Genomic DNA, 19,180 nt, shown 5'->3' on the forward strand with positions numbered 1-19,180 from the left:
CGGCGCCGACAGGGCGAAGGGGACCGCGATCACGTTACCTGAATTGGGACATCGGCCATTTCCGGCATCCCTCGACGTCGAGGCCCTCCTGGCGTCGGGGTGGAAACCGCATGCCTTCCGGCAGTTCATTCTGAAGATTCACAGCCGGTGCGACCTCGCCTGCCGCCATTGCTACGTGTACGAAATGGCCGACCAGAACTGGCGCAACCAGCCCCGGCGCATGTCGGAGCCCATCGCGAAGAAAGTCGCCCTGCGCATCGGCGAACACGCGATGACCCACGGCCTCACCGAGGTCGACGTCATCCTCCACGGAGGCGAGCCGCTGCTGGCGGGCCCCGGCTTCATCGCCTACGTCGTGCGCGCGATCCGCCGTGAGATGGACACCGGCAGCATGGTCAACGTCAGCATCCAGACCAACGGGATGCGCCTCGACGACGAGTTCCTCGCCCTGTTCGAGCAGCTGGGCATCCGGGTCGGCATCTCCCTCGACGGCGACGCCGCCGCCCACGACCGCCATCGCCTCTTCCGCGACGGCCGGGGCAGCCACGCCCTGGTCAGCGACGCTATCAGGCGCCTGTCCCGCAGCCGCTACCACGGCCTGTTCAGCGGCCTGCTGTGCACCATCGACGTCCGCAACGACCCGCTGAAGACGTATGAGGCGCTGCTGGCCTTCGACCCGCCGGCCGTCGACTTCCTGCTGCCGCACGGCAACTGGTCGACCCCTCCGCCGTTCCGCGACGCGGGGGCGTCGTCGACCCCCTACGCCGACTGGCTCATCCCGATCTTCGACCGCTGGTACCGCACCGCCGAAACCGAGGTCCGGCTTTTCACCGAGATTCTCCGGCTGATAACCGGACGGCCGTCCCGCAGCGAATCCATCGGGCTTTCCCCGGCGCTCCTGGCGGTGGTGGAGACCGACGGTTCCATAGAACAGTCCGATATTCTGAAATCCGCATATCACGGTGCGGCGGCCACCACATTGCACGTCCTGCGCGACTCCTTCGACGCGGCGTTGCGACTTCCTTCACTGGTGGCCCGGCAGATCGGCGTCGAGGCCCTCTCACCGGTGTGCCGTGAATGCGACGTCGTGGCGGCGTGCGGCGGCGGGCTCTATGCCCACCGCTACGACGAGGATTCCGGATTCCGGAATCCGAGCGTCTACTGTCCCGACCTCTACGCCCTGGTCAGCCATATTCACCGGGTTTTCGCCGAAGACGTGGCCCGCATGAGGGGAAACCGATGAGCATCCTCCCGCACCGGATCTCCGATGCGGCCTTCGCCGCACTGGCGTCGGGCGGCGGGGGAGCGCCCGCGATGAACGAACTCCGGGCGGCCCAGTTCAGCCGCCACCTCATGCTGCTGCGGGGCGTCGTCGAAGCCTTTCCCGAGGCGCGGGTGGCGGCGGAGGCCTTCGCCGTCCTGGCGGGGTTGCAGCGGGACGCCCCCGACGCGGTCGAGGCGGTGCTGCGTTATCCCGCGGTCGGAGCCTGGGCCGCCGGATGCCTGCGCGGCACGGCCGACCCGGCCCGGCTCACGGCGGTCACGCTCGCCGCCGCCTGCCTCGCCGGCCGCGAGTGCACCCTTCCCGTGAGCTCCCACCGGGGCTGGGTGACGCTGCCGTCGGTCGGCGGCTTCCCCGCCACGGGCGACTTCGAGCTCACCGTCGGCCCGGGAGGCGTCCGGGCCGACGGACGCCCCGTGGAGGGATGGCGCCCCCTCGCCAGGATCGGCGCCCGCGGCTACAGCGTCACCGTCGACGACCTCGACCCGCACCGCTGGCCCGACGAGGGCGTCGACCTGCCCCGCCTGGACGAACCGGAACGCGCCGCCTGGCAAACACGGCTCGGCGAAGCCTGGGACGTCCTCACCGAACGCCACTGGACGGTACGCGACGAGGTCGCCGCCACGGTCAGCGTGCTCACCCCCCTCGGCGCACCCGGCGACCGGCCGCAGAGCGAGTCGTCGCGGGAGGCGTTCGGCGCCATCGCCCTGTCGGCCCCACCCGACGGGGTGTCGCTCGCCGAGACCTTCGCCCACGAGACCCAGCACGTGAAGCTCTACGCCCTCATGGACGTCGTCCCCCTGACCCTCCCTGACGCCGGCGACCTCTACTACGCGCCCTGGCGCCCCGATCCGCGCCCCGCCCGCGGCCTGCTCAACGGCGCCTACGCCTACCTCGGGGTGACCGGATTCTGGCGCCGGGAACGGGCGACCGGGCATCCGCGCGCCGAGTTCGAGTTCGCGCAGTGGCGTTCGGCCGCCTACGAGGCGACGCAGGCGCTGCTGGCCGGGCGGGGGCTCACCGACGAGGGACGGCGGTTCACCGAAGGAATGGCCCGCACGCTCGGGACCTGGGCCGGCGAACCGGTCGGCGCCGCGGCACTCGACGAGGCCCGCCGTGCGCAGTCGCGACGCCGGCGGGCCTGGGAGGAACGCAACGAGATGTCGTCTAGAGTGGCTGAGGGTCGAAGTCCGTATTGATCCGGCGGTTCTGGGCGGTGGAGACGGCGTCGGGCTGGTTGATCCCGTCGAGCTCCTGGTAGCGCCGCAGCACCTCGGCCTTCAGCGCGTCGGCCTCGGCGGCCGCGCCGAAGGCGCGCAGGTCGAGCGAGAGGTTCGCGGCCGCCGACAACGTCATGAAGTGGTCGTCGCCGAAGAGGTCGCGCAACTGCTGGTGCAGCTCACGGCCGCCCTTGACGGCCTCTTCGACCTCGCCCAGCGCCGCGAGGTCGGACTGCATGTTGATCAGGCAGGTCAGCGGATAGTCGTGGTCCCAGCCGAGCCGGGCGACCAGCGCCTCGGACGCCTCCTGGTTCATTCTCCTGGCCCCCGCGGCGTCCCCGCGCAGCCGCAGCAGCACCGCGAGGTTGCTGCGAGTGGTGTGGGCGAAGGGATGGTCGCCGTCGAACACCCGGGCGTAAAGAGGGGTTATCTCCAGGGCCAGGGCGTAGGCCTTGTCGATGTCGCCCTTCGCCCGGTGGGCGTTGGACAGGTTCACCCCGGCGGCCAGGGTGTCGGAGTGGAAGGCGCCGAGCAGTCGCCGCAGTCCGTTGTAGGTCGTGTCGGCCAGATCGAGCGCCTCGTCGAAGTCGCCCCTGCGCCGCAACGCGATCGACAGGTCCTTGGCGGCCAGCAGGGTGCCGTGGTTGTCGAGCGACAGTTGCTGGCGGCCGTAGTCGAAGGCGTCCTGCCCCAGGTAGACGGCCATGTCGTAGTCGCCGCAGAGACGCACCGCCCTCGACAACGCGCTCCAGGTGCTCAGCACCATCGAGGAACCCACGCCGGTCCGGGCCGTGCTCAGGTCGCGCAGCAGGACCTGGAACATGTCGCGGGCGGTCGCGTAGTCGCTCGTCAGGGAGTGGTCGATCGCCAGGTTGTGGCGGACGCGGAACATGCCGGTGGTGTCGGGTGTGGTGGCCTTCCGGTAACGCCGCAGCAGTTCGCCGTCCTGCTCACGGGCCCGCTGGAACTCGCCGGCGACGCGCAGCGTGCTGCCGTAGCTGTTGGTGGCCCACAACGTCTCGGAGTGGTCGGCTCCGAGTTCCTTGCGCATCGCCTCGAGCGTGTCGTGGTCGGTCTGGTAGGCCAGGGTGTACTCGCCCATGCCGCGCAGGATGTTCCCGAGGTGCTTCCTGGCCACCAGGACGTCGGGGTGGTCGTCGCGCTCCTCGCGCTCGGTCCACTTCTCGATCAGCTCCTCCACCTGGGCGCGGGCCAGTTCGTAGTTCCCGGCCCGGTAGAGGTAGCGCACGGTGTTGAGCGCGAACTCCCGGACGTTCGGCGTCGCGCACTCGGCCAGGTTGGAGTAGCCGATGTGCGGCACGAGTTCCTCGAACGCCTTCCAGTTCGCGTTGTCCTCCGGGTCCTTGGGCGCGGAGTGCGCGAGCAGGAGATGCACCTCGTGGCGGATGTCGTGCTGCTGCCTCGGGTCGAGCTCCTCGCGGAGGAGGGTCTGGATCAGCCGGTGGACCTGGATCGTCCGGGTGGTCGAATCGATCTTCGCGAGGGCGAACCGGCCCAGGCCGCTCAGCGCCTTCGTCAGCAGCAGCGGGTCGTCGAGGATCGGGGCGATACGCGGCGTCTCGGCCTCGGTGCCGCGGCGGAAGACGTCGCGCGGAATCGGTTCGGGGCCGAAGAACGCGCAGCAGCGCAGGATGTCGATCGCCTGGGGCAGCCGGGTGCGGAGCTGGTGCACCGACAACTGCCAGGCCGCCGCCATCGACTGCGGGTAGTCGTCGGACTTGCCCATGCCCATCAGGCCGGTGGTCTGCGACTCGAGCAGGGTGATGTACTCGTCGATGTCCATCGCCGTCTCGTACATCAGGGCCCCCGCCTGCTCCAGGGCGATCGGCAGGTCGCCGAGCTTCTCGGCCAGGATGTCGAGCTTCTCTTCGGGCATCTCCCGGCGGATGCGGTTGGCCAGGAAGGTCTTGCTCTCGTCGCGGTCGAACACGTCGACGCGAAGGCTCTGGACCCGGCTGCCCCACTGCGGGTTGCGTGAGGTGATGAGGGCGTGCCCGGGGCCGCCGGGGATGTAGTCGCTCAGCGAGGCCGGGTCGACGGCGTTGTCGAAGATGAGCAGCCACTTGCGATAGGGCTCGCCCCGCTCCAACGCCCGTTTCACCGTACGGGCCGTCTCCTCGATGCCCAGGCCGACGCTGGGCGGCAATCCCAGGTGGGGGGCCAGCGCGGCGAGCGAGGCCGGCACGAGTTCGCGCTTCTCCGATGGGATCCAGTAGACGACGTCGTAATGCCGCCGGTATCGCCAGGCGTATTCGATCGCGAGCTGGGTCTTCCCGACACCGCCCTGCCCCTGTAAGGCGTTCGCCTTCGGTTCCAGCACCACCGAGCTCACCTGGGTGATGTTGTCGCGGAGGGCCAGCAGAAGATCCTCACGTCCGGTGAAGTGAGGATTCTTCGGTGGCACCCGTTCCCAGACCAGTGGAACCCGATCGGAAGTCGAGTGCGCTGCATGGGAAAGCTCCACGGGAAACCTCCGCCACTGTCCCACCACGGGAACCTTGGATTATGCCGCAATACTAAAGCTTGATTCACCGCCCCGCTCATCACAGAATCGTAAGGAAGCATGGTGACGTTGCGGGGAGACCTCCAGGGGAGGAACCGGTCCTGATACCGGGAAAAGGACGCCCGTAACCCGCCCTCAGGGTGCGAGGAGAGCACATGCAGGAAAATCAGAACGGTGGGATTCCCAATTACGGATCGTTGTCGCTCAGGGATCTCATGGCCATGAGCGTGCAGCGTCCGGCTCTGGACTGGGTGCTCGCCGAGGGCGAGCCCGTCGCGAGGTTCCAGAGCAGCTATTAACGGACGCCGTCCGCCGCCGTGCAGGTGCGACCGACCGGCCCACAAACGATCAGAACCGATATATCGTGCCGGAAAGTGGCCGTGGGCCGGTTCGACCGCGAGGTGTTTCTTTGCACGAGATGGACGAGCGCGACTGGGAACGATTGATCTTCCAGTTGACCAGAGGCGCCTGCACACCGTTTCTGGGGGCCGGAGCCTGCGCCGGAGTGCTCCCATCGGGCTCCGAACTCAGTGAGACCCTGGCCGACCAGTGGGACTACCCCTATTCCGACAAGGGAAATCTCACCAGGGTCGCCCAATACGGCACGGTGAAGTTCGGTGAGGCGGTGTACGTCAAGGAGAAGATCTGCCAGGTGCTGTCGACCGGCGCCATCCCCGATTTCGGCGATCCCGCCGAACCGCACGCCATGCTCGCGCGTTTTCCGTTGCCCGTCTATCTGACCACCAACTACGACGACTTCATCGTCAGGTCGTTGAGGGCCGTGGGCAAGGATCCCAGTGTGATGCTCTGTCCGTGGAATCCGGGCATCACCTTCGACGAGGAACTGTTCCGGCGGAAGATCGGCTGGAATCCCCAGCCCGACGCGCCGCTCGTCTATCACCTGCACGGCCGTCTGGGAATGCCCGAGTCGATCGTGGTGACCGAAGACGACTATCTCGAATTCCTCACCAATCTGGCCTTTGATCGAGCGTCGGATGAACCTACCATGCTCCCACCGGTGATTCTCGGCGCCCTCACCACGCGGTCGCTGTTGTTCATCGGCTACAGCCTGCAAGACTGGACCTTCCGGCTGCTGTTCAACAGCCTCAACCGCGCGGTGCCGGGAATCAACCGGCGCCGGCACCTGAGTGTGCAGTTGTCGCCGGATGGCGACGACGCCGCGGTGAAAGTGCTGCAGCGGCAGATGGAGCAGCACTATGGAGAATGGAAGGTCTCGATTTTCTGGGGGACGGCCGAAGAGTTCAGCAAGCAACTTCTAGGGCGGATGACGACGTGAATTGGGGCAGTGGAGGTCCGGCGGCACACCAGCCCTACGTCGGCCTGCGGGCGTTCCGCGCCGACGACGCCTACCGGTTCTTCGGCCGGGAGCGGGCGGCCCACGACCTGGCCGCCCACTGGCAGGCCAACCGCCTCACGATCCTCCACGGCCCCTCGGGCGCCGGCAAGACCTCCCTGCTCCAGGCCGGCGTGCTGCCGCTGCTCGATCCGGAGACCACCGACACCCTGCCGGTCGGCCGGGTGTCGTACGGCTCCGCGTTCCCCGTCGTCGACGGCGCGACCTATCCGACCGCGGCCCTGCCCCCACAGCACAATCCCCACGTCTTCGCGCTCCTGTCGGCGTGGGCGCCCCGGGAGTCCCCGGCCCGGCTCGCCGGCCTGACGCTGGAGAGTTTCCTGCGCAGCCGTCCGGCCCGGCAGGATCCCTACGGCGATCCGATGCTGGTGCTGCTGGCGATCGACCAGGCCGAGGAGCTCTTCGACGACTTCGCGCAGCGCCAGGTCTACCGCGAGTGGTTCCTCGACCAGCTCAAACGGGCGCTCGACGCGGACAAGAACCTCCGGCTGCTGATGTGCGTCCGCGACGACCATCTCGCCTCGATCATGCCGTACGGCCGCAAGCTGGTCGCCAACGACCATCGCCGGGTCCGGCTCGACGCCCTCGCCCGGGAGGAGGCCCGAGAGGCGATCACCGGACCCGTCCGGGGCACCGGCCGCGTCTACGACCGGGCCGCGGTCGACCGGCTGCTCCGCGACCTGACCGCCGACTCGCCCCCCGGCGAGCCCCGAGCCGAGCCGGTGCGGCTCCAGACCGCCTGCTCGATGTTGTGGCGCTCGTTGCCGCCCGGCGTCCGGACCATCACCGAGGCCCACGTCGGGGACATCGCGGTCACCGACAAGCAGGGCACCACCTACTGCGAGCTCAAGGTCGGGGAGGTCGCGGCCGCGCATCTCGACGGTGACACCGGGCGGCTGCTGTCGTGGCTGGCCCGCACGTTCGTGACCCAGCTGGTCACGCGGCGGAGGGTGCGCGTCAGGGACCACGTCACCGCGGGCATGGACAACGTGATCATCGAGGCGCTGGTCCGGCGCGACATCCTGCTGCGCGACGCCGAATGGTGCGAGCTGGCGCACGACCGGCTCATCCAGCCCATCCTCCAGGCGGCCGGGCCGGTGGATCTGTCCGCGTCCGGCACCGACCCCGACGACCTGCTGGGCTCGGCCGAACTCGCGCTCCGCGACCGCGACCTCGAACAGGCCAAGGCGCAGGCGCGGGCCGCGCTCGACCGGGTCAGGGGCGACCGGCGGCTGGAGGCGGAGATCCACACCTTCCTGGGCAACATCGCCCACCAGGAGCAGGAGTACGCCGACTCCATCGAGCACTACCTCCGGGCGGCGGAGCTGTTCGAGTCGCTCAGCGCCTTCGACGCGGTGGGCCGCCTCCTGGTGGGGATGGGCTGGTTGCGGCTCGCGCAGGGGCGGCCCGACCTCGCCGTCGACGAACTCAACATCGCGCAGGGCCGATATCGTCACGATCTGAGCATCAAGACCGCCTTCGCGTGGGCCCTGTGGCACGACGGTGCTCCCGCGCTCGCACGTGACACGGTCACCGGCGTGCTGGAGCAGGACGGCGACGCGCTCGACGCGCTCCAGGCGCGCGGAGAGATCCTGGCGAGCATGGGGGAGTCGGCGGCCGCGCTCGCCGACCTCGAACGGGCCAGCCCCCTGCAGTGGCCGTCCACCAAGGCCGCCCACGCGCTGGCGTCGGCGCGGCTCGCCGACGTGCAGGAACCCACGCCGCCGATCAAGAAGGAGATCCGGGAGGCGCTCGACGACGCCCCCGACAGCGGTCCGGTCTGGCTCTACTCCGCATGGATCAACCTGGCGCAGGCCGAGCGCGACGTCGCCGACGAAACGGCCAGGGACACCGCGAGGGAACACGCCAGGAGGGCGCTCAAGGCCCGTTCGCCGAGCCTGCCCCGCCACCTGAAGGACGAGGCGAGAACGCTCAGCGGGGAGAGCTGAGCACCTCGGGCACACCTCGCCAGCGCGGCATTCCGACGGACGCGCCGATCGCCATGATCAGGGCGAAGACGAGGATGAAGCTCGTCGCGTTGTGCCCCGATCCGATCGTGGCCAGCCAGCCGCCCAGAGGCGCCGCCAGGCAGACCGCGGCATGCGACGCCAGCCGGTGCACGCTCACCACCCGCGCGAGTTTGGCGCGTTCGACGTTGCGCAGCTCGTAGGTCCGGATCGAGACGTTCATCAGCGAGCCGGCGCAGCCGGTCACCAGCGTGGCGAGCCCGTAGTACATCGGTTCGGTGAGGGTGGTGATGCCCAGCGCGACCACCCAGATCCACATCTGGGTGAGGAGCGCGCCGGTGCTGGGTTTTATGTATTTCTGTACGACGTCCAGCCGGGCCAGATTCGATCCGATGGCCCCCCCGATTCCGCCTCCCGCCAGCACGATTCCCACCAGGAAGGGCGGCACGTCGGCAGACCCGGCGAGGAAGATGACGATGACGGTGTTGATGGCGAAATTCGTGGTCGTCGTGGCGAAGACGGCGTTCCGCATGAATTGGTGGCGGTTCAGCTCCGTCACCCCGATCCGGGTCTCCGTCAGGAGCCGCCGGGCGCTCCACCGGACGTCTCCTCGCTTCCGGTGGCGGGCGGAATCGGCCCGGCGGCGGCGTTTTCTCAGGTCGGCGATGGCCGACAGGAACACCCCCGAGCAGACGAACAGCACGGCGTTCATGAAGAGCGCCACCGGCGCGCCCAATTGGAAGAGCAGGCCGCCCAGAGGCCGGCCCGTCAGCACCGCGAAGTGCACGCCGGTCTCGCTCGCGGCCAGTCTTTTCGTCATGTTGTCGTCGGGAATCAATTTCGAGAGAAGGGCCGTGTCCGCGAGAGAATAGACGACGCCGAGCGCCCCTTCGAGAAATGCGACGAAAACGAGGTGGTATATGGTGACTTCGTGCACGCAGACGGGCACGAGAACCGAGAATATGGCGAGCCCGCGCAGGATCTCCGTGCAGAGCATGATCGAACGAGGGTTCAGCCGATCGGCCAGCACCCCGGCGGGCATGTAGAAGAGCAGGCCGGGCACGGTCAGCGCGAAGGTCACCAGCCCGATCTGTATGGGTGATGCGCCCTCGGCCACGGCGAGCAACGGATAGATTATTCCCAGTGTCCGCGAGCCGATCGACGAGGTGGCGATGCTCGCGACGGCCCGCCGGAAATTCGACCGCTGCCGGCGTAGCCGAATGGTATGTTTTCGCAGCTTGGCCCGTTGTCTTTTGGTCGTCGGCGGGCCGGGCGCGGGAGAGTTCAAAAAACTCTCCTTTGCAGCCGTACGGACAATGGGCAGCCGAAAACACACCTATTGCCCGTGGGGCTGGTGCCGATACGGGGTCAGGCCATGCCGAAGCGGGCCGGGAACACCCGAGGTTCCGAAGCATACTGGTGATTCGATGTCCTGGCCGTCTTTTGGGGAATCACGGAGCGGCGCGGGGGCGTGCGCATGTGGCTGGTCAAGGCCAACCCGCCAGTAAAGCGCTGATTAGCCCTGATGTCTGGGAATTTGATTTCGATTCGGCAAAGATGCGCGTCCCGGAGGCGGTCGTGAGCGGCGGGAGGACTGGTCACTCTTCCCTTCTTGGAACATTTGCGAAGAGCAAGTACAAAGTACGGTAAGCGGGGGATTCGACGACGGCCGAAGGCGGGGGAGGAACCTTGACCGTGAAGGTGGAGACGTCGGACGGCCGAAGGCTCGCGGTCGAGGAGAAGGGGGCGTCCGGCGGCCGGCCGGTCTTCCTCCTCCACGGCACCCCGGGCAGCCGCGTCGGCCCCGCGCCGCGGCCGTCGGTGCTCTACCGCGAGGGCATCCGGCTCATCACCTTCGACCGGCCCGGTTACGGCGAGTCCGATCGGCACCCCGGCCGGACCATCGCCAGCGGCGCGGCCGACGTCGCGGCCATCGCCGACCGGCTGGGCATCGAGCGGTTCTCCGTCGTCGGACGGTCGGGAGGCGCCCCCCACGCCCTGGCGTGCGCCGCGCTCCTGCCCGGCCGGGTGGTGCGGGCGGCGGCGCTGGTCGGCCTGGCGCCCAAGGAAGCCGACGGGCTCGACTGGTTCGACGGCATGACGCCTTCCAACGTGCGCGAGTTCACGGTCGCGGGGGTCGGTCTCTCGGCCGTGGCGGCGAGCCTCGGGGCGGCGGCCGCGCAGATCCGGGCCGACCCCGCCAGCAAGATCTCCGGGCTCGCGCTGGAGGCGCCCGAGTCCGACCGGCGCACCGTCGCCGACATCGGCATCCGCCGCATGCTGCTGCGCAACTTCGCCGAAGGACTGCGCGACTCCAGCGACGGCTGGGTCGACGACGTGCTGGCCTTCTGCTCCGACTGGACCTTCGACCCGGCGGCGATCCAGGTGCCGACGCTGCTGTGGCACGGGGAGAACGACGTGTTCTCCCCGGTCAGCCACGCCCGGTGGCTCGGGCGGCGCATCCCCGGCGCGATGTTGCGCATCGAGCGGGGCGTGGCCCATTTCGGCGCCCTCGACGTCCTGCCCGACGTGCTCAGGTGGCTGACCCAGGATCAGGTCGGCTGAGGCTCCAGATCTCGGTTGACGCGGCGCCAGCTCTTCAGCGACGCGATCAGCGGATGGGCGTCGCCCAGTTTGTGGGCCATGGCGTCGAGGGTCTCGGCCTGGAGCTCGCCCGCCTGGGCCGTACGGCCCGATTCGAGCAGTGTGATCGCGAGGTTGGCCTCGCAGACGATGGTGTCGGGGTGGTCCTTGCCGAGGGTCTTGACGAGGCCCTCGCGCGATTCGCGGAACAGCGCCTCGGCCCGCTGGTGGTCACCCAGGTCCGACAACGCGTTGCCGAGATTGATCATGCAGGTCAGCGTGAAGGGGTGGGTGGCGCCGAGATGGTCGCGGAAGGCGTCGAGCGTCTCGTCGCCCAGCGCGATCGCCTCCTGCGTGCGGCCGAGCGAGCGCAGGTAGATGGCCACGTTGTTGGCGGCGACCCGGGCGTAGGGGTGGCCGGGCCAGAACAGCTCGACGTACTTCTTCCGTGTCGACTCCGCCAGTTCGTAGGCGCCCGGCTTGTCTTCGAGGGCCGACCTGCAGGACGCGAGTTCGAGCAGCGCGGCCGGGGTCTCCGGGTGTGAGGGGTAACGCTGGAGGAACATGTCGGCGACCCGTTTGGCGATGACGAACGCCTCTTCGTGCCGGCCCGCCTTGCGCAGGGACACCGACAGGCTCTTCTCCGCCCGGAGCGGTTCGATGTGGTCGTCGTCCACGGCCTCCCGGTACTTGCCGATCGTCGTGGTGAGCCACTCCGCCGACTCCCGGTAGAAGCCCGCCTCACGCAGGTCGCGGCCGAGGTTCTGGGCGCTGCTCAGCGTGTCGGGGTGCAGGGGGCCGAAGACCTGGTTCATCCGGTCGTAGGTGTCCTGGTCGAGATCGCGGGCGCTGAAGCAGTCGCCGACCAGCCGGTAGGAGACCGCGAGGTTGTTCGCGGCGTTGAGCGTCTTGTCGTAGTCCTCACCGTAGAGATCCCTCCAGAGTTCGTACGTCTCCAGAGCCAGCGCCAGGGCCTTCTCGAACTCGCCGTTGGCGCGCAGGTCGGCCCCGAGGGTGCCGCGGGTGAGCAGGGTGTGGGGGTGGTCCTCGCCCAGGAGCGTCCGCTGCTGCCGCAGGGTCCACTCGTTGAGCCGCAACGAGGTCTGCGTCTTGCCGAGCCAGCGGTGCGCGTTGCTGATGTTGTGCAGCAGGAGCAGCCGCTGCCGTTCGACCTGGCCGAACTTGGTCTCCCAGAAGTCGGCCAGCCGCTGGCCGAGGTCGAGGGCGTTGATGTACTCACCACGCCGGTTGTAGTAGCGCACGCGGTCGGTGAGCAGTTTGCGGGTGTCCTCCTCCATGCAGTTCTCCGCCTCGGAGGGCAGCAGGTGGGGCCAGATGATGTCGTAGCGCGGCCAGTTCGACGGGTCGTCGACCTCGCCCTTCCGGGGCCGCGCCCCGACCAGGATGTCGTGCACCTCGTGGGAGGTCGACTCGGCCTCCTCGGTGGTCATCTGGTTGCGGATGACGGTCTGCACCAGCCGGTGCAGCTGGATGGTGTTGGTGGCCGGGTCGACCTTGGCCAGGGCGAAGCGGGTCACCTCGCGGATCAGCCGGGCGATCATGACCTTCTCACCGCGGAGGTTGGGGTCGTACTTCAGTAGCGAGCGCATCATCTCGTCGCTGTAGATGAGCTCCTGGGAGATCGGCTCCGGCGCGAAGAAGGCGCACAGTTGCAGCAGCCGGACCGCGGCGGGCGAGCGTTCCTTCAGCTGCGCCAGCGAGATGTTCCACGTCTGCGCCACCGGCAGCGGGTAGCCCCGGGGCGGTTCGGTCAGCAGGAGCTCGGCGCTCTGCTTCAGCTGGGCCAGGTAGTCGGCGGCCGGGATGGCGGTCTCCGCGAGCCAGGCGGCGGCCTGCTCGATCGCCAGCGGCAGGTGACCGAGCTCCTCGGCGACGGCGAGCGCGCCCTCGCGTTCGAGTGACGGGACCCTGCGCTTGAAGTGCTCCAGGCTCTCGTCCTCGCTGAAGACGTCCACCTCGAGGGGGGCCGCGACGTCGGCCCAGGAGCGGTTCCTGGACGTGACCAGGATGTGGCCGGCGCCCCCGGGCAGATACTTCTGGACCTGCTCCGGATCGCGCGCGTTGTCGAAGATCAGCAGCCAGCGCATCTGCCCGATCCGGAGCGCCTCCCTGGCCGCCTCGGCGCCGGCCACGACGCTGTCGCCGTAGCGGATGTTGAGCTTGGTGGCCAGTTCGGCGAGGGCCGTGTTGATCAGGTCGGGCTGTTCGGCGGAGATCCACCAGACCAGGTCGTAGTCGGCGCGGAAGCGGTGCGCGTACTCCAGGGCGACCTGGGTCTTGCCCACGCCGCCGAGGCCGTGCAGCGCGATGGTCTGCTCCGGCTGGGCGATGGTGCGGTTGACGCCCATCAGCTGGTCGCGAAGGGTCTCCATGGCGGTGCTGCGGCCGGTGAAGGTGTTGTTCCGGGGGCCGACGTTCCAGATGGGCGGCACCGAGCCGGGGAAGCGCGAGCCGAGCTGCAGGTCGGCCGGATAGCCGCGCGGGTCGCGTCCGATCGCGTGCAGCAGCGCCTCGGTCGCCTGCTCCGCCGTGTGCCGGAGCAGGTCGACGGGAAGCTGGTCGGCGAACGGCGCGGTCAGCCGCACGTCTGCCACCCGCAGCGCGATCAACGACCGCGGGTTCAGCAGGTCGGACGTCTGGCGCAGGCCGTCGAGCTCCGCGACCACCCGCATGTACGCCGGCGACACCACCGCCATGACCTGCATGTGCGGATCGAAGGCCGGGTCGGCCGCGCTCGGCGAGAGCGCCTTCGGCACGACCCGGGCGCCCGCGCGTTCGAGCACCGACCTGATCCAGTCGGTCCACATCCGGTCTTCCGGCACGTAGCTGAGCAGGACGTCGGCCTGGTCGGCGACGCGCCGGCGGGTGAAGGCGTCGAGCCAGCGGGTGCGCAGCGCGCCGTCCATCGGAGGCAGCGCGGTCACCCCGCCGTCGGTGATCGCCCCGGTCAGCCGTTCGTAGGCGGCCAGCAGCGAGTTCGGCGACCCGGAGCCGTCTCCGAAGGTGGCGAGCGTCTCCTCGAACGCGTAGAAGCGCTTGTACGGGATCTCGACCGCGCCCCAATAGCGGTTGCGCTCGTCGGGCGTCATGCCGGCGGGCAGGTTGTCGAACCGGCTCCGGGCGAGCTGGCGTCCGGCGTCGAGCTTCTCCTTCTCCCCGTCGTCGATGCGCATCGGCACCGGCAGGATCCGGATGGGCTTGGTGCGGATGCGCTCCTCGATGTACCGGGCCACCTTGGCGGCCCCCTCGATGCTCTGGTCGGCCATCGTGAAGCAGTCGACCAGCATGTCGGGCAGGTGCAGCGTGCAGATGTCGGCGATGTCGCTGCGCCCGGTCCGGCTGTCGATCAGCGTGAAGTCGTAGTTGGCCTTCATGTCGGCGCGCATCGCGTCGAAGAACAACCCGCCGCCGAGCCGGTCGTAGAGGTTGTCCCAGTCGAACGTGGACACCAGCGACGAGTAGTCGCGGTTCTGCTGCCCGGCCGAGATGAAGTCGAGGGTGCCCTCGTCGGGGAACTCCCACTCGAGGGACACGGCGTGCGGCATCACCTTCGCGTAGTCGAGGTGCCAGTCGGTGGCCCGCTGCTGCGGCCGGATGGCGGCCCAGACGTACTCGTTGATGATGTCGATCACCCCGGGGGTCGAGGCGATCACCTCGTCATCGAGGAAGGGGTGGAAGAACTTGTGCAGGCCGGGCGACTCCAGGTCCCAGTCGACGACGAGGACGCGCTTGCCGTTCGCGGCCAGCACCCACGCCGTGTTGGCCAGCGCCATCGTGCGTCCCGTCCCGCCCTTGTACGAGTAGAACGTGATGATCTGGCCTTCGCCGTCACCCATCGGGCCCTCCGCGTCCATCAGTCTGAGCTTTCCGGGCTGTTGCCCTTCGGGGGGTACGGCGTGGCCTTGCGCAGGAACTGGTTGCCCGCCCGGTTCAACGCGTCGGGGAAGGCCCGCCGGAATTGGGAGTGGTGGTCGATCGACTCGGTGGACAGATCGGACCATCGTCTGTGCAGCGTCGCCTGCAGCGCCGACCGCAACTGCGCCTCGCGGGAGACGGTATCCGCGTCGTCGCGGTTCCAGGGGATGATCACGCTGACCCAGGGAAGCTCCGCCTGGTCGAACGCGGCCAGCGCGTCCCGGCAGACCCGATCGGTCACCGCCCACGGATCGATGATCATGACACCGGGCCCGCTGGGCTGTTTGCCGGCGAGCAGGTCGGGACGAAGGTCCGACAACGATCCCATCTCCGTGCGGAAGCCGTTGGCGGTGGCCAGTTCGAGCGCGTAGGAGAAGAGCGACCGCGGGTGTTCCTCACTGCGGAACGGGTTCCAGTCTTCCGGCAGCCGTCCGTAGAAGTAGGGGTCGCGGCCGGTGGGCAGCCGGTCGCGGTCGGGCACGACCACGGTGAGGGTCAGCGCCTGGGCCGCGTCGAAGTCTTCGAACGCGCTCATGAGCGAGGGGAAGTCGAGGGGTTCGATCGGCTCCAGCCGCGTGCTCTCGCCCACCTCGACGATGCGGTTGGCCAGCGCGTGGGTGGCCACCTGGTAGGACGGGCGGCGGACGGCCAGCTTGGTCAGGCCGTAGAAGCCCTCGTCGCGGTAGCGCGGCCCGAGCCCCTCGTGCGCGAACTGGATCGAGCGGGCGACCAGGGGGAGTGCTTCGGCCTGCATCGGCGTCCACAACGCCGGGATGATCGCCTCGGGGCGGCGGCCGTCGAACCGGGGCTGACTGTTGAGCCGCTGGACGAAGGCGGTCCACTCGCGACCGCAGTTCTGGCTGACGAAGTAACGCCGGGAGTAGAGCGGGACGAACACCCGGCAGGTGGCGAGGGCCTCCGCTAATCGCTGGTGCCAAAGGTGCCCGGTGAGCAGGCCGGTGTCCATGAAGCCCGCCATCGAGGGGTCGGGCAGGTCGGTCATCTCCAGGACGTGGTCGCACAGGTCCTTGAAGAGCTTGGCGACCCACCGGTTCGCCTTGGGATCCTCATTGGGGGTGTGAGCATAGCTGAGGAAAAAATAGGGGCCGGGTGGCCGTGGAGTCGGCTGCAGTGCCATCCCCCTCCCTCCACTTGCTCACTATAGGAATGCGTCCCCCAGGGGGAGAGACCCCGAGGGGCCTAATTTCCCAACTTTCTTTCCCGCCTCATCCAGACCACGGCGAAATCCACCGCCTGGCGTACCGGAAAGAAATGGCAGAGCGCCCCGCCGACCATCCCGCGGCGCACGTTTCCCGTCGCCGCGAAATCGGCCCCGAGCTGGGCGAAGTCGCTGTCGTCGAGGATCACGTCGGTGAACTCCCACCATTTCCGGCCGTCGCCGTCTCGTATCACGCAACGGTAGAGCCTGGTCGGAGTGTGCGGATGGAGGTAGCGATATTCGGCCAGGTGGAAAACGGTGCAACGGTCGAACCCGACACCGATCAACAAGACGTGCCCGCCGATGTCGTAAAGCCGGGCGAGTGGCGAATCCTCTCCATGGTGGCATTCCCGATCGTGCCCGGCGGTCAGCTTGCCGGCCAACGGCCCGACGGCGGCGTAGGAGGTCTGCGGATGTGCGCTCCGCACCGCCCCCGGAGAGAGCCGGATCGCCTCGGCGACGGCGCCCATGGCCGTGGACGCGGTCGTGGCGGCGTCGAACGGCGGCATGTCGTCGCGGAACCGCCGGATCTCCTCCTCGGACATGCCCCGGGTCGCCGCCCGGAACCAGGGCGAGGTGTCGGAGTTGGCGGTGGTGAAGACCGGCGCGACCAGCGTTCCCTCCGGCCCGAGCGCGCCCGTCAGCGCCGCGACCACACTCGGGGCGCCGCCCTCGACCCAGCCGATGCTCCGCAAGGAGGAGTGCACCATCAGCGTCTGACCGGGGACGACGCCCAGGGCGCGGAGGCCGTCGCCCAGACCTCCGGCGGTGACGGCCGTCACGACTGCGACTGGAAGGCTTCCAGGTGGGCGGCGGAGGCGGCCCGGGCCTGTTCTTCGACCTCATGTGGGAGCCGATCGAGAAGCCAGGGGGCCAGGGTGTCACGCATCCGGGCGACGAAGGCGTCACCCAGTTCCGTGAGCGCCCCGCTCCCCGCGAGCGTCTCGATCGCCTCAGCCGTCTGCGCCCGCCACCGCGCGAACTCGTGGGTGGCCGGATCGGGGGCGACGCGCCGGCGGCGTCGCCAGAAGTCGGCCACCGCGATGTGCGCGTAGGTGCCCTGCAGCAGCCCTTCGAGCGGCCGGGGGTCCGGGCGCCAGGGGGCGTAGAAGGTCTTCTCGACGGTCTCGTCGTAGAGGTCGTACATGTCGAGGATCGCGCCCAGCTTGACGTGCTGGAATTCGTGGATCAGCAGCAGCGCGAGAGTCGCCGGATCGGCGGGCGGCGCGGCCGCCACCGCGCCGAACGCGTGGCGGGCGGCCGAGCTGACGTCGCGGCCGGTGGGGTCGGGGCGCAGCGGCATCAACGTCGTCAGCCCGGCCCGGAGCCCGGGCAGGTATTCGGAGTAGTCGGACGCGATCAGCTCCCACGCGGCCGCGAAGCTCTCCTGCCACTGGGCCACTTCGGCGTCGCTCAGCCGTCCGGCCGCGGGCCACTGGTGGCAGTCGCGGTAGGGGTCGGCGTCTTCGACGACGACGGAGTGGCCCGCCGCGTGCAGGGTGCGGACCGGCCGCCATTCGCCGCTGCCGTCGATGGCCCTGACCCGGCCTTCGTCGACTTCGATCCAGAGGTCGTCGCCGTCGACGTCGACGAGGGTGCCGACCGTGGGCAGGTGCACCGCGCCCGACCGCACGTCGGCACGGATCTTCAGGTGCGTCCCCGACCGGGCCGCGACGGCCGCCGCGATGTTGCGCAGGTGCCCGGCGGGCGCCCTGCCCTGCAGGAAGCCGACCGCCCACACCCGGACGTAGGGATGGGCGATGACGCTGTTCACCACGCCGCGGAAGGCCTCGTCGAGGTCGACCAGGGTCCGGGCCGCGTCGGGTTCGGCGGAGCCCAGCCGCTCGTCCGTGATCAGCGCTCGGCGGATGCTGACCTGCGATCCGATGAGCGACCGGATCTCGGCCTCGCCGCCGTAACCGGCGGCCAGGTTCTCGATGGTCTGACGGGAGACCTGGTGGGCTTGCATCGGGGTGGCCTCACGGACGTGGCTGATCAGTTGGAAGAGGTCTGCGCAGTAGACGCTTGGGTTGTCGAAAGAGTTGTCACGGAACCGGTGGGGGTAGAGGCCGCCCCCGCAGCTGGACACCACCGGGCACGCCTGACACGTCGCCGACAGCCCGTCGACGCCGTTCTGCCGGGCGGTGATGCCCGGATGGCGCGCCACCTCGTCGAGGCTGTCGCGGAAGACGTCGAGCCCGGTGGCCGGGGCGCCGTCGTAGGCCACCTTCAGCGAGTCGACCTGCTCGTAGGAACCGTCGGTGTCGATGACGACCAGACTGCTCGGCTCCACCCCGATGGCCTCGCTGAGACTGGACTGGCCGTAGGTCGTGCGGATGATCGAGTCGAACAGCCGGATCCGCACCGGGCGCGCGTCCTTCTCCCAGCGGTCGTAGATCGCTCCCAGCCAGTCGGCGTAGTCGGTCTCCGACCGGCGTGGGGGAGGGTCGTTCCACGTGGCGTGGGGCAGCAGGAAATCGATCTTCGGCGGTTGGAGGCGGAGAAGCGATTCGTAGACGCGAATCGGATCGTTCGCGGTGTCGATCGTGCACAGGATGCCGCTGAACAGGTGGGGGCTGTGACGCTGTAGAAGCTCGATGCCGCGCACGACCTGGTCGTAGCTGCTGCGCCCGTTCGCATAGCGCCGATGGCGGTCGTTCGCCTCGCGGTCGCCGTCAAGGGAGACGCCGATCTGGACGGCGTGCTTATCGAAAACGTCGAGATATCGTTTGCTCAGAAGTACGGCATTCGTGTGGACTTTTAGGCGGAGTTCGGCTGCCGGACTTATGTGAAGATTCAGGATGGTGAGGATCTCGTCGAGCCGCTCTGGACCCGCCAGAAGCGGCTCGCCGCCATGGAGAATGACCGATACGTCACTCAGTCCGCGGCTTCTCGCGTGGTCGGAGATTCGTTCCGCGATACGAGTGACGGTTTCGGGCGGGACCACCTTGGGTTTCGCCTGCCATGACTGGTCGGCATGCTCGTACACATAACAGTGATCGCAGGCGAGATCGCAACGAGTGTGCACCTTCACCACGAATTGGCGAAGGGCAAGATGGTGCCCTTTCATTTAG

At 68.8% G+C, this 19,180-nt stretch carries 12 protein-coding genes; 6 read left to right on the plus strand and 6 right to left on the minus strand.

All coding sequences use genetic code 11. The features are described from left to right. Positions 1–43: 43 nt before the first annotated feature. Positions 44–1,243, plus strand: coding sequence for an FxsB family cyclophane-forming radical SAM/SPASM peptide maturase (locus tag AW271_RS01975; RefSeq protein ID WP_062330785.1), 1,200 nt, complete (start codon positions 44–46; stop codon positions 1,241–1,243). After that, complete coding sequence (locus AW271_RS01980) at positions 1,240–2,481, plus strand: HEXXH motif domain-containing protein (RefSeq protein WP_062330788.1); 1,242 nt, start codon at positions 1,240–1,242, stop codon at positions 2,479–2,481. The genes AW271_RS01975 and AW271_RS01980 overlap by 4 nt, the downstream gene beginning before the upstream one ends. Here AW271_RS01980 and fxsT (AW271_RS01985) read toward each other — a convergent pair. Next, positions 2,450–5,014 (minus strand): FxSxx-COOH system tetratricopeptide repeat protein, encoded by a 2,565-nt coding sequence (gene fxsT, locus AW271_RS01985; protein ID WP_083975967.1) that lies wholly within the window; start codon positions 5,012–5,014, stop codon positions 2,450–2,452. The two genes, AW271_RS01980 and fxsT (AW271_RS01985), sit on opposite strands and share 32 nt — an antisense overlap. A gap of 167 nt (positions 5,015–5,181) precedes the next feature. Between fxsT (AW271_RS01985) and AW271_RS39355 the strand changes: the two genes are divergently transcribed. From AW271_RS39355 to AW271_RS01995, 3 genes are all read left to right on the plus strand, one after another. Beyond that, on the plus strand, positions 5,182–5,325 hold the full coding sequence (locus AW271_RS39355) for a hypothetical protein (protein ID WP_157553858.1): 144 nt from the start codon (positions 5,182–5,184) through the stop codon (positions 5,323–5,325). Between the two features lie 119 nt (positions 5,326–5,444). Continuing rightward, positions 5,445–6,323, plus strand: a complete 879-nt coding sequence (locus AW271_RS01990; protein WP_062330793.1) for an SIR2 family NAD-dependent protein deacylase — start codon at positions 5,445–5,447, stop codon at positions 6,321–6,323. Further along, the gene (locus tag AW271_RS01995) at positions 6,320–8,350 is read left to right on the plus strand and encodes an nSTAND1 domain-containing NTPase (RefSeq protein ID WP_062330795.1); all 2,031 of its coding nucleotides are present in this window, start codon (positions 6,320–6,322) and stop codon (positions 8,348–8,350) included. Before AW271_RS01990 ends, AW271_RS01995 begins: the two co-directional genes overlap by 4 nt. Here AW271_RS01995 and AW271_RS02000 read toward each other — a convergent pair. Continuing rightward, complete coding sequence (locus tag AW271_RS02000) at positions 8,334–9,704, minus strand: MFS transporter (protein WP_083975969.1); 1,371 nt, start codon at positions 9,702–9,704, stop codon at positions 8,334–8,336. The genes AW271_RS01995 and AW271_RS02000 overlap by 17 nt on opposite strands. Positions 9,705–10,063: 359 nt before the next feature. On the opposite strand from AW271_RS02000, the gene AW271_RS02005 reads away from it, so the two are divergent. Continuing rightward, positions 10,064–10,933 carry an alpha/beta fold hydrolase gene (locus tag AW271_RS02005; protein ID WP_245652940.1) on the plus strand — a complete coding sequence of 290 codons (870 nt, stop codon included), beginning with the start codon at positions 10,064–10,066 and terminating at the stop codon, positions 10,931–10,933. On the opposite strand, the gene fxsT (AW271_RS02010) is transcribed toward AW271_RS02005, so the two are convergent. From fxsT (AW271_RS02010) to AW271_RS02025, 4 genes are all read right to left on the minus strand, one after another. Then, on the minus strand, positions 10,921–14,808 hold the full coding sequence (fxsT, locus tag AW271_RS02010; RefSeq protein WP_062332956.1) for an FxSxx-COOH system tetratricopeptide repeat protein: 3,888 nt from the start codon (positions 14,806–14,808) through the stop codon (positions 10,921–10,923). The two genes, AW271_RS02005 and fxsT (AW271_RS02010), sit on opposite strands and share 13 nt — an antisense overlap. 17 nt (positions 14,809–14,825) lie before the next feature. Continuing rightward, complete coding sequence (locus tag AW271_RS02015; protein ID WP_083975971.1) at positions 14,826–16,025, minus strand: TIR-like protein FxsC; 1,200 nt, start codon at positions 16,023–16,025, stop codon at positions 14,826–14,828. A gap of 62 nt (positions 16,026–16,087) precedes the next feature. After that, entirely contained in the window at positions 16,088–16,888 is an 801-nt protein-coding gene (locus AW271_RS02020) for an AAC(3) family N-acetyltransferase (protein ID WP_062330801.1), read from the minus strand. Further along, the gene (locus AW271_RS02025; RefSeq protein ID WP_062330803.1) at positions 16,885–19,176 is read right to left on the minus strand and encodes an FxsB family cyclophane-forming radical SAM/SPASM peptide maturase; all 2,292 of its coding nucleotides are present in this window, start codon (positions 19,174–19,176) and stop codon (positions 16,885–16,887) included. The genes AW271_RS02020 and AW271_RS02025 overlap by 4 nt, the downstream gene beginning before the upstream one ends. Positions 19,177–19,180: the final 4 nt, after the last annotated feature.

Origin of the sequence: Herbidospora sakaeratensis (assembly GCF_001570525.1) — a bacterium.
GTDB lineage: Bacteria > Actinomycetota > Actinomycetes > Streptosporangiales > Streptosporangiaceae > Herbidospora > Herbidospora sakaeratensis.